At 66.5% G+C, this 11,465-nt stretch carries 10 protein-coding genes; 9 read left to right on the top strand and 1 reads right to left on the bottom strand.

The window, feature by feature from the left end; genetic code table 11:
- The 8 genes from QZ753_RS09085 to QZ753_RS09050 all read left to right on the top strand — a co-directional run.
- On the top strand, nucleotides 1-491 hold a 491-nt coding region (locus tag QZ753_RS09085), incomplete at its 5' end, for a hypothetical protein (RefSeq protein ID WP_294642977.1).
- A gap of 771 nt (nucleotides 492-1,262) precedes the next feature.
- On the top strand, nucleotides 1,263-2,135 hold the full coding sequence (locus QZ753_RS09080; RefSeq protein WP_294642974.1) for an ABC transporter substrate-binding protein: 873 nt from the start codon (nucleotides 1,263-1,265) through the stop codon (nucleotides 2,133-2,135).
- A gap of 398 nt (nucleotides 2,136-2,533) precedes the next feature.
- A complete protein-coding gene (locus tag QZ753_RS09075) occupies nucleotides 2,534-3,292 on the top strand; it encodes an SLATT domain-containing protein (RefSeq protein WP_294642972.1) in 759 nt (252 codons plus the stop codon).
- Nucleotides 3,293-3,409: 117 nt separating this feature from the next.
- Entirely contained in the window at nucleotides 3,410-4,735 is a 1,326-nt protein-coding gene (locus QZ753_RS09070) for a metallophosphoesterase (protein ID WP_294642970.1), read from the top strand.
- Between the two features lie 12 nt (nucleotides 4,736-4,747).
- A complete protein-coding gene (locus QZ753_RS09065; RefSeq protein WP_294642968.1) occupies nucleotides 4,748-5,797 on the top strand; it encodes a GTPase-associated system all-helical protein GASH in 1,050 nt (349 codons plus the stop codon).
- A gap of 4 nt (nucleotides 5,798-5,801) precedes the next feature.
- A complete protein-coding gene (locus QZ753_RS09060; RefSeq protein WP_294642966.1) occupies nucleotides 5,802-6,806 on the top strand; it encodes a hypothetical protein in 1,005 nt (334 codons plus the stop codon).
- Nucleotides 6,799-7,668: a hypothetical protein gene (locus tag QZ753_RS09055; protein ID WP_294642964.1), complete on the top strand. Its 870-nt coding sequence runs from the start codon at nucleotides 6,799-6,801 to the stop codon at nucleotides 7,666-7,668. Before QZ753_RS09060 ends, QZ753_RS09055 begins: the two co-directional genes overlap by 8 nt.
- Nucleotides 7,653-9,686 (top strand): hypothetical protein, encoded by a 2,034-nt coding sequence (locus QZ753_RS09050; protein WP_294642963.1) that lies wholly within the window; start codon nucleotides 7,653-7,655, stop codon nucleotides 9,684-9,686. Before QZ753_RS09055 ends, QZ753_RS09050 begins: the two co-directional genes overlap by 16 nt.
- Nucleotides 9,687-10,335: 649 nt before the next feature.
- On the opposite strand, the gene QZ753_RS09045 is transcribed toward QZ753_RS09050, so the two are convergent.
- Nucleotides 10,336-10,998, bottom strand: a complete 663-nt coding sequence (locus QZ753_RS09045; RefSeq protein WP_294642962.1) for a S24 family peptidase — start codon at nucleotides 10,996-10,998, stop codon at nucleotides 10,336-10,338.
- A 74-nt stretch (nucleotides 10,999-11,072) separates the two neighbouring features.
- Between QZ753_RS09045 and QZ753_RS09040 the strand changes: the two genes are divergently transcribed.
- Nucleotides 11,073-11,432 carry a YdaS family helix-turn-helix protein gene (locus QZ753_RS09040; protein ID WP_294642960.1) on the top strand — a complete coding sequence of 120 codons (360 nt, stop codon included), beginning with the start codon at nucleotides 11,073-11,075 and terminating at the stop codon, nucleotides 11,430-11,432.
- Nucleotides 11,433-11,465 lie beyond the last annotated feature (33 nt).

The raw sequence follows: 11,465 nt of genomic DNA, 5'->3' as shown, positions 1-11,465 counted from the left end.
TGTTCGATCACTTCCACGGCGCGGGCCAGCTACCGTCCGCAATGCCGATCCAGTCGCGCATCGCGATCCAGAACCAGGTCCTGCGGCTGACCGCAAAGCTGCAGCACACTCGTAACCGTACCGAACGTCGCGTCATCCACGCGATGATCAGCGATCTCTGCCGCGACATCGGCATGGCACCGCCGGCAATGAACGATCTGGGCTTCGACGCCCCGCATCCCTCTGATGCGGTTGCACCTTTCTGGGCGGGCATTGCCGAACTGAAGCGGCGCGGTGTCGTCTTCAATCACAGTCGGACCGGCGGCCTGCTGGCCATCAACCGCACCGCGCTGGCCGAGGATTTTAAGCGAGCGGGCATCAACCTGAAGATCGACTCACAGCTCGGCCGCGCGCTGCGCGCCAGCGACCCGCGCTACATCGCGGCGAAGACGGTCAACAGTCGTCTGACCGGCGGCGGCATCCACTGTTGGGTGTTCACCGACACCGACTGAGCTTTGCCCCGACGGGCGAACGGAGTACAGGCAAGGGCCGGGACGCGAATGCGCGCTCCGGCCCTTCTGCTGTGCGCTACCACCGCCGGCCAAGGACGAGCCTCCCCGCCGGAAACACGGTTTGGGAGGGGGGTCGGGAAAAGTCTTATCTCCTTTATCCTCCGGTTTTGCTCCCCGGAAAACGGCGGAAATCGGCCATTTTCGATGTAACATGCTCGGCGTTATCGCTTCCTACATGCCCCCGGCGAAAACACTTATCCAACTGTAAAGAAACGATATTTTTAAACCAAAATATTCGAAACTTAGTCTATTATCAGTAACGATGGGATAAGCGTCTTTGTAACGTCCCAAGCCATTGAAATTGCACGACTGTTCGAGAGATAAGAAGTTTCCCGCCTCCCCCCTGCCTACTAAACCGCCTCCGAAAATGCGCACGATATGGACGCTTTCGGGCGCTCGCTGATCGATTTCCGCTGGCGATCGCGCGCCGGGTTTGGCGCTACCGGACACGTTCCCACGGCCCGCCGCCGGCACCCCGTCCAGCTGCGTCGATCTGCGTCGCGGGTGCGGCCAAGAATGGCGGCATTCCGCCTTGCTTTCCCGCCGGTTTGGCTAGGACCGCTGCATGCGTCGAAAGCGCCACGAAAAGCGCGCGGGCGAGGCGGGGGGAAAAGCGTGTAATTCGGGGTCGCAACGCGGACACGGCTCCAATCGCCCCGGCGCCTGCGATCGCGCGTTGACGAGGGCCGGCCGGGTTGCGACACCCGCGCTATGCAAAAGCTCCGTATCGCGCTCGAATGGTTCCTCAACCCCGACCACCTTCCGTTGATCGCAGCCCGCGAACGGCTGCGTGACGAAGGTCTCGAGGTCGAGCTCGTCGTGCCGGACGATCACTATGACGGGTTTGAGGCGCTCGGCCGCGGCGAAGTCGACCTGGTCGTCAACGAACCGCTGCACCTGGTCGAGCAGCGTGATCTGCGCCTGACATCCTATGGCTGCTTCTTCGCGACCGACGGCGGGGTGCTGATGCACGTCGCCTCGCTCGAACGCCTCGTCGCCGGCGATCCCGTCCGCATCGCGTCGCCCGTATCGAACCCCACAACCGACCAGCTGTGCCGCGACATCCTGAGTGGATGGATGAAGGGACGGGGATCGGAGCTGAAGCTGGACCAGGTCGCCATCGAGGAGGCGGGCTTCAGCCACGTCGATAACCTGACCGCCGGTTACGACGGGGCATGGCTCGCCTTCGCGAACGTAGAGGGCGTGTCGGCGCGAGTGCGCGGCCTGAACACGCAGATGGTGACGACGGCCGAGGCCGGCATCCCGAACTTCTCGGCGCTGGAGCTGATCGGCGCGGCCGACGCGCCGAACGAGGTCCGCAACGCGATCGCGAAGCTCGTCGAGGCCCTTAATGCGGTCACGCCGGCGCTCCAGGCCGACGAGGGGGCAGCACAGCGGTTGTGGTACGCGGCAAGTCTTGAAGAGACGTCCGAAGAGGCGGACGCGATCGTCATCGCGTCGCTGCCAAAGTTTCTGGCTCCCGTTCGCCGCGACCCTGACATGTGGCGGCCGATGTGGCGCTACCTCCACGACGGGAACGGCGATGTGGTGGATCGGGCCGCGTTTGAGGCAATGTTCACCTGAGCGACACGTACCGATCGGACAGTCGGCATCATGGTTCCTGCAAAGTGTTGCGGCCTTGACTGGTTGAAAGCAGCCTGTCTGCTATCGGGTAGCCCACGGCGGTAAGCTGCCGACCGTTCAGGAGGCGGTAGGCGATCTCGAACCTGCCCAAGCTTCTAGCCAGAAGGACCGTCGCCGACAAACGCACGCTTGCCACGGGTATCTCGCAGTGGTGAATCGGGAGCCCTCGGCATCGACCTCAACCCCTTAGCGGCGTGCGCCACGAGACACATGACCGAAACGTTCGCAGGCGGTGCCATCATCGTCGCCGTCCAGGGCTAGATGCGTTATGGCCTCGGCTCCCTTCCGGGCTAGGATGCACGGACAAGGCGAACGGCGCATCGATCGGGAAAATTCGCATGATGAAGGTGAGCGCGAGCGGCCAGGTGGCTTCGAACGGCGGTAGCGCGCTGGGTGACAGCTTGCAGCCGTGGCATGGGTGGGTGGCGGGTCTCGCGCTTCTTGTCTTCGTCGGCGTGATCGCGGCGGCGGCGTACGCGCGGCGACGCCGCCCGGTCGAGGATCCCGCTAGGCTCGCGGAGTTTTTCGGGGAGTTGCGCACTCTCGCGTGGACGGTGGAGGGGAGGGCATCGTCCCTCGATCGGCTCGCTGCGGCCATGGCCACGCTGTTTCAGGCGGAGGTCACGTACTACTACCGGACGCGGACGGCTCGCAGACGGACGGCCTCACTGTTCCGCTGGTCCGCCTTCCTCTTTGGCACCGCGGGCCTCGCTTGTCCCCTGCTGGAAACGGCCGTTCCGAACTGGGCTGGCGTGTCGCGGCTCGGCTACGTGCTCCTCGCTGCAGCGGCCGCAAGCCTTGCGGGAAACGAGCTGTTCGGAGGGACCAAGGGCCATATCCGTACCGTGACCGCGCAGTACACGCTCGAGCGGTTGCTGAACGTGTTTGTCGTCGATTGGAGCGAATGGCGGAGCACTGTCGAGACGACGGAGGATTGGGCCGCCGGCTTCGCGATCCTGCGACGTCTTTCGGATGGGGTGTATGCTACGCTGCTCGACGAGACGAGGGAGTGGGGCGCCGTCGTTACCGAGGCAGAGGGCGCCTATCGCGCCAGCGTGTCGCCTAGCGCCGGCCGATCCGAGAAGCCGGGTCGCTGATCGCAAGCGCGCCTGATTCGGCCGCTTAGTCGCTCCTTCCGAGACCGTTATGGCGTTCGGCCACCGGCGACGCTATCGTTACCGCTGGTCGATCGACGGGACGGAGATGAATCATCCATGCTGCTGCTGCACGTCTCCGACATCCACTTTCGATGGCCGGACTGTCTCGACGAGGCGACCGATCAGGACCATGTCGTTCGCACGCGGGTCGCCAACCATCTGCGCGACCGAGTAGATGAGATGGGGCCGGTGGACGCGATCCTCGTCGGCGGCGACGTGGCGTTCTCCGGGCACCCCGACGAGTATGCGGCTGCAACGAGGTGGCTGACCGAACTCGCCGGCATCTGCGGATGCTCCCCGACCAACAGGTTGTTCGTGGTGCCCGGCAACCACGATGTCGATCGCGCGATCGCCGGGCGCCACGTGGGCTTGCAGAACGCGCAGCATCGGCTCTCCCGAACCCCACTCGCGGATCGCGAGCGAGCTCTCCGCCGGCAGCTCGCAGATGCCGGTAGCGGCCGCGATCTTTTCGCCGCGCACGTCGCCTACAACAACTTCGCCGCGCCACTGAACTGCCAGATCTATCCGAGCAGGTTGTTCTGGCATCAGGACGTGGAGATGGGCGGCGGCGTGATGCTGCGCATTAATGGGCTGACATCGACGCTGCTTTCCGGCAGGGACGGAGAGGACGACGTCGAGCGCGATCTCTACCTCAGTCCGCTACAGACCGCCTTCGATCCGGTTGAGGACCGCGTCCACCTCGCTCTTTGCCACCATCCGGTGGACTGGCTGGCGGACGGCGACGCAGTCGATGACGACATGAACGCTCGTGCCAGGTTCCAGCTGTTCGGGCACAAGCACCGCCAGCGTATCGTGCCGACGCCGGGCTACCTCCGCGTAATGGCGGGCGCGGTGAACCCGTCCAGGAAGGAGCCGGGCTGGGAACCTGGATACAATCTCCTCCGCATCGACGTTGAAGGGGCGGGGCCGGAGCGAAAGCTGCGCTATGAGACGCATCAGTTCCGCTACCAGCGCGCCCCGGAAGGCTTCGTACCCGTCTTGACGGAGGAGGGCGCGGACCATCACGTCGGCACGGTGCGGTTCCCGGGCCGGGTCCGAACCGCCTTGACCGGCGCGACGCCCGCCGCGGGGCGTGCGGCCACGATCCCGCATGGGTCGATCGAAGCCGTTCCGGCGGGTGAGCAGCCCGCTCCCATCGACGACGTGGAGGCATCCATGGGCGACGAGGCCCGACGCGACATCATCCATCGGTTCTGGGCGATGCCGGGGCACCGACGGCGCGAGGTGATGCTCTCGCTGGGGCTGATCGGCGAGGCCGAACTGGCCATCGACGAACCCGAGAGGTACGGCATGGCTTTCCTCAGGGCCGGGGAGCGGAACCAGCTGGACGTGCTAGCCGAACTGATCGACAGAGATCGCTAACAGGAGCGTTCCATGACGAAGATGCCCGCGGAGTTCCCAACTTGGTACGCATCCCTTGAGGCCGGAGAGGAGGGAAGGGCACCGGCACGTTGGCAGGGGGTGGCGAAGGCCATCGCGAACCCCAAGGTCGACGAGGTCGAGGCGTTGATCCGGATGGCTATCGGCGGCAGGCAGCGCCCGGACTCCGTGGTGGCGGCTCGGCTGCTCGAGAGGATCTCGGCGGGTGATCCGACCTTCGATCCCGCGGGGGCGGATCGCGAGGTTCAGGTCCTCGCGGCATCCGCGTTGGTCGCGCGTCTGCTGCCGTCCGACCTGGCTGCGCTGGCCCTCACGACCGCGCACCTCGACGGAGCGAGGTGTCCGGGACTTCCTATGGATCTGTTCGGCATGGCCGAGAGGGCGGTGCGGTCCAAGGCGCAGTCCTCTCGCGAGAGGACCAGGCCGCAGCCGGTCAGGGCGGTCCCGGCCACCTGGAACCCGAGCGAGGAGGAGCTTGAGACGCTGGAGCCTTCCGCCATGGTCGAGGGTTTGCAGGAGGCGATGAACAAGGCCGTTGCTGCAACGGTCAAGGCCATCAACGAGGCGCTCGAAGAGAACGGTCGCGCGCTCGACCGCACCGACGAGGAGCTCCAGATGCTGTGGTGGCTCACCGGCGGTCATCTGTCTTCGGGCGAGACGATTGAGGGGCTCAAGTCGCTCGTTCGACCGTTCGCGCTCGGCAGGGACCTCGCCGTCCGCACGCGGAGCAGGCCGGGTCCCATGGCGATACCGGCTCTGCTCACGCGGGGCGGGCTCGGGCGCAAGGGCAAGATTAGGATCGTCGAGGCCGTCAACGCGATGGCCGACGGTTGGGCGTCATCACTTGTCGACGGGCTCGTGGTGTCGCCGGTCACGCACCCGATCCATGAGGCGTTCCGGCGCCGGAACGAAACCGGATCCGGAGAGGACTGGATTCGGAACTGGTCCGCTGTCTGCGAGGTGCCCGAGGATCACGCGCTGACGCCCGTGCGGCTCGCGGAGCTGTTCTACCGGGAACGTCTCCAGCTGATCCTCAAGGCCTGAACGGATGAGCGACGACTCGATCCTTTGCTCCAATCCGGATTGCGCGGTCGCCGAGGACGGGCGGTGCATCGAGGGTTTGTCGCTAGACGCCTGTCCCAACTACGGTCGGCGGCCGACTCTCCGCGAGCTAGAGCAGGAGGCGGCGGATGAGCCCATCCGCCACTACGAGCTGGCGCCGTCGCTGGTGCTCGCCGGGCCGGATGCATCGCTGGTACTCGCCGCTCGAGCGTCGAGGGTGGTCGCGGTGGTCGCCACCTACGATGCCGGCAAAACGAGCCTCGTGGCTGCGGTATACGACGCCTTCCAGCGCGGTCCCCTGGCCGGAATGAGCTTCGCGGGTTCCTCGACGCTGCACTCCTTCGAGGTCGCGTGCCACGACTCGCGCTCGGCATCGCGGCGCACAGAGGCGACAATCTTCCGCACCCCAAGGGGCGATGCGCGCTACTACCATCTCGATCTGAGGCCGACGGGAGGAGGCGCGATCATCGGCCTGCTGCTGGCCGACCGGGCCGGGGAGGAGTACGTCGCCGTAGCGTCCGACGTCGTCGACGCCGCGCCGCTGTTCGAGGTTCGGCGGGCGGACGTGGTCACGCTGCTCGTCGACGGAGCGCGCCTCGTGGATTCAAAGGAGCGACACAACGTGCGCGCCGAGATCGAGGGCATCGTGCAGGGGCTGCTGGACGGCGGCGCGCTGACCGGCAGACAGCGCTTGGCGGTCGTCCTCACGAAGGACGATGCGGTCAAGGCCTCACCGCGCGCCGACTCGGCTCACTCGGACTTTGATCGGCTCCTGTCGGTCCTCGAAGGCAACTTCGGAGGGGACTTCGTCGAGATCGCCGGCCTGAGGACCGCCGCTTCGCCGAAGACGGCCGAGGCGGTCCGCGGCGAAGGGCTCGCGGATCTGCTCGCCTACTGGCTGCGGCCCGTCAGCGTCTCCGCCGCCACCGCGCCCGTGCCGTCGTGGCCGAAGCGCGACTTTGATCGCCTGCGGGAGGTGGAGCATGACTGAGCCCGTTCCGCGATCAATATCGGTCATTGGCCTGCCGGGCTCGGGGAAGACCACCTATCTTGCCGCGCTGTGGCACCTCGTCCGCGCCGGGGAGGTGCCCACGAGGCTGCGCTTCGGCGATCTCCGGCATGGCAACTATCGGCACCTGAACGACATCGCTGCACGATGGCGGCAGGCGCTCGAGCAAGATAGGACGCAGATCGCCGGCATGCGCATGGTCGCCATGGATCTGGTATCGGAGGACGGGAGCGGCGTTCGGGTGACGTTCCCCGACGTGCCGGGCGAGGATTACCAGCGCATGTGGGAAAACAGGGAGGTCGGCTTCGAGCTCGCCGACGCCCTGGCGGCGGGCGGCGTCGCCCTCCTCGTTAACGGTGACCGCATAGAGGCCCCCCGGTGGATTCACGACGATGCGGAGCTCTGCCGCCTCATGGGGATCCCGTACGTGCCCGGCGAGCCCGTGCCTTGGCGTCCGTCCTTCGCTCCCACCCAGGTGCAGCTGGTCGAGCTGCTCCAGAGCGTCCAGCGCGCGCCGCTCGCACGTGGACCGCGACGGCTTGCCGTGATGGTCAGCGCTTGGGACAAGGCGGAGGGCGAACGCAAGGACCCCGACGCCTTCGTTCGGACCAAGCTGCCGCTGCTCCACCAGTACCTGACCGCCGGCCGTGACCCTTGGACGTGGCGCGCGTACGGCGTCAGCGCCCAGGGCGGTGATTACGATTCCTCGCGCGAGGGCTCGCCACCGTGCGCCGAGGCGGAGGCCCTGCGCGACGTTGACCTTCCCTCGGAGAGGATACGCTTGGTGACCGGCGACCTCGAGTCTCACGATCTCACCGAGACCATCGAATGGCTGATCGGGTGACGGGTGGGTTGGTGAGCGTCGAGCAGACGCTGCACGGCTACTCCGGAGGTCATCGTCTTCTGACGGGTTCCGTTCAACTGCCCGATGCAGCGGCGCGCGCCATGCTGCTGCTTAGCGACGCCTCCGGCGGTCGTTCCCCCGACCCGCGGCACGGATACCTGACGGGCTACCCGCTCCCCCGGACCTCGACCTACGTACTCGCGAGGACTTGGGCCGCGCCGGAGATGTCGAGGCCCGGCTGCGTGTGGACTCACTCGCTCCTGATCGGTTTCGCCGATCTCGCGACCCTCTCCGGCGCAGGTCGCCTTCTGGAGCTTTTTCGCCGTCCCGGCGCGTCGTTTAGCGGATACGATCGTCGCCTTCCGCTCGGGCTGACCGTCGCGGAAACCCCGGCGTCGACGGGACGCGAGGATGCGGGAGCGCTGCTGAACGCGCTCTATCTACAACCCACCTGCCGGGTCGAGATGCGGTCGGAGGATCCTGCCTCCGACGAGGAGCTTCTGCTGGCCGTCTGGCTGCAGCAATGGCCACGCCTCCGGCGCTCGTTTCGGTTCTGCACCTCCACCGGGGCCGACCGATCGTCGGAGGGGGCCCCCTTTGACGTGCAGATCGCGCCGGGGGACGCCGGGCAGGAAAGAGGATCCCTCATCGGTGCCGCGTCCATCCGCCGTGAGCCCGTGGACCCGGTGCTGGCAGACGCCCTGCTGGACTTGCGTCGGCCTGGGCCGCTCAGAGCCTTCCTGAGGCGCGTGGGAGGCGACGTGCCGAAGGGCAGGTCGGCCATGGTCGCGCTCTGCCGGCTGCATGCCGCCGTCGATGACACCGTCAAAATGGGCGCGTCGTTCGGGGAGGCGCTCGACGCGCTCGACGCCCTAGGCCCCGGTCAGGCGCAGGCCGCGCGTGACCTTCTGTTGGATCGGGCCCTCGCGTCCGTGGATCGCCTCGACGATCGCACCTTCGCGTTCGTCCGCGAGGGATTGAGCAGCGATCGCCTCGCGATCGACGCGGCTACCGGTTCGAGGATCGTCCGCGCTCTCTGGCTCCGCTCGCCGCGCGCGCTGATCGAGACGATCGGGCGGGGCGATGTCCTTTCGCCTTTCGCCTCCGATCTCGTCTCCCGACTGCCGGCGCGCGAGTTGATGGACGCGGCGCTGTCGGATCCAGCGACGATCGACACGCTCATGCCGCTGCGGCCCGACATGCTCGCGATGCCGGAACTGTGGACCGCCCGTAAGGTCATGCCGTCGGGAGCGCTCGACGTGGTGCGGGCCGCCGAGGCACCAGCCGTGTTGGAGGCGGTCGTCGCCGCCGGCCGCGTGGACCTAGCGGTTGAGGTGGTGCGGCACTTCGGGGCGGCGGAGACCCTAGCGACCGTCGCAGCCCTTTCCGACGTAAGTGGCGCCGCCTTGGTCCGCTGGCTCAATGCCGTGGCTACCGACCCGCGCTCGCTCGGCGGCGTGCTCTCGAGCGGGCTGCTGGGACGCGCGGTGCTGCTTGGTCTCGCCAACCGTCTGGATCCCGACGCCGTGCCAAACGATTACGGCGAGGACCCTTGGCTGTCCGCCCTGCGCTCTTTCCGGTGGCGGGACGACCCCGAGGACGTGGACCTCGCCGCCTTCCTGATGGCGCGCGCTCTCGGAACGGTCTCGAGATCGTCTGCCGAGTTGCTCCGCACGTCGTTCGACCGTCTACACCGGGCGATCGCCGGCGGCGATCCGCCGTCGGCGGGGGCGTGGCGCAGCGTCGAGCGGCGGTTGCCATGGACGTTCCCCTGGCTTGAATGGGACAGGTGCGGACGGCTGCGGGAGGCTGCGGCGTCGACGTTCGTGGAGCGACGCCTCGATCCTGCCGTCTTCGTCCGCCTGACCGACGATGGGCCGGTGTTCAAGCGATTGGCCGAGGCGGCTGCGCGGACGCGAGCGGGACGCCACTATCTGGAACTGGTCGCCGGGAGCGCCGACAAGGCGCCCGAGCGCTTCATGCGCGCGCGCGCGAAGATCGCGCGCAAGCTCGTCTGAGCGCCATAGTCGGCCATAAAAATGGCGAATCGGCCGGTCAGAGTTCCGCCAGGACTTGCCGGCGTCACGCCCGAGCCCCGATGCGCGTCGTGCCCAGCGGAAAGGTTTCATCATCTTCTCGGCCCTTGCGATCTTCAATTCGCCAAGCGCCATGATCTCCCACAGCGTATCGGTCACGGCTGCTTACGCCTCATCGTCGACTGCCGGGTAGGTCAGCGGGAACGCGCCAGGCACGCGCCTTGGAGGCCGCCGAGGGGTTGGGACAGCTCGGTAACGTTCATCCGCAGTTCGTCTGTACCATGAACCGACTGGATAACTTGCCCTTACTCGCTAGGTACAAGGGTAAAGCTGACGTTCAGCGTCTATCGACCGCGAACGAGGTGGAGGCTGTCGAGGCCTGCCTAGATCATATCCGCCAGCGTGCGCCTGCGTCCCTCCTGACGGACCGAGTTTCTCCGGCCTATATTGCTCGGCGTCCACTTTCTTGAACATCGCCTGCACCGGCCAGCCTGCTGAACGAGCGGCGGCTCTTTGGAAATTTGCACCGCGGCTTGGCCGACCAGTTGTGGGTCTCCACGCCTATAGACCCAATACCGGCACGCACACGTGCTGGTCCGATATTAAAAATTTGGCGGCTCAGCCCTGAAAATCACAGCCTATCGGCCCGCCAAACGAGGCGCCCGATAACACGCAGATTTTCCGTCTCGGCGTGGTCATCCGGGATGGCCCGGTTATCCGCCATTAGCACGAAGCTGCCATCGGGTTTGGCACGGACCCGCTTGACCGCGATCATGCTCTGGACGGCGACGACGTAGATCTCGTCCTGCATCACGATCCGGTCCTGCGCCCGGTCGACGAGACACAGAGTGCCGTGGCGCAGCGTCGGCTCCATGGCATCGCCCTGCATCTCGAAGGCGAAGACCTGGTCGAAGCGACCGCGAATCATCGGCTCGATCCGCTCGCGCCGAAACGGCTCGAACCGCGGCGTGGCTGTGGTGCTGGGACCGCCGACGAGCTCGCTCAGATCGAGCAGCGGCACGAACACCTGCCCGAACTGTTCCAGCACGGTCTCGAGCGTCGGCAGTGGCACGGCACCCTCGGACGGGTCCTCGGTTTCGCCGATTAGATAGGCCGGCGTGGTGCTGAGCTCGCGGGCGATACGGTGGAGGTGGGAGGTCCGCTGCGAAGCGCCCGACACGAGCTTGGCGATGGTGGGTTGGGCAAGGCCAAGCCGCCGCGCCAGTTCGGCCTGCGACATGCCGACTTCGTCCATGCGTGCCTTCAGGCGAGTTGCGAGCGTCATCCCGTCCATCTATCACTCCAGTTATGGCGCGCTACTGCATAGCGGCTATTGACCGATGTATTCCTGTGGCTAATAGTGCACCTATGCAGACGCTACCTCCCGACTCCGGTCACCTCACCCCGCACGAAGCGCTGCTGGAGGCGGTTCGCATCGCCGGCGGCCAGAACAAGATCGCCGCCGTATGCGACGTCAGCCAGCCTTCGGTGTTTCGCTGGATCCACAAGCACAAGCAGGCCCCCGCCGCCCGGGTGCTGGCGATCGAGGCGCGTACCGGTGTCTCGCGTCATCTGCTGCGTCCCGACATCTATCCCCGCGATGGTGCGGCAGGGGCGGTGGTAGCGGCTGTGCCGGGCGCCGTCGCATGTAATCCGGGTCCTGTTTTCTATCGCCCGCATACCGCCAACGATAACTGCTGCTGTCCGTGCCATCGGCGGGATGACTGATCCGCTGACTGCATGACGACCGACCGGCGGTGC

The organism is uncultured Aureimonas sp. (assembly GCF_913775355.1).
Classification (GTDB): domain Bacteria; phylum Pseudomonadota; class Alphaproteobacteria; order Rhizobiales; family Rhizobiaceae; genus Aureimonas.
The sequence above is the reverse complement of the archived record's forward strand: the minus strand, read 5'-3'. Positions and strand labels throughout refer to the sequence as shown.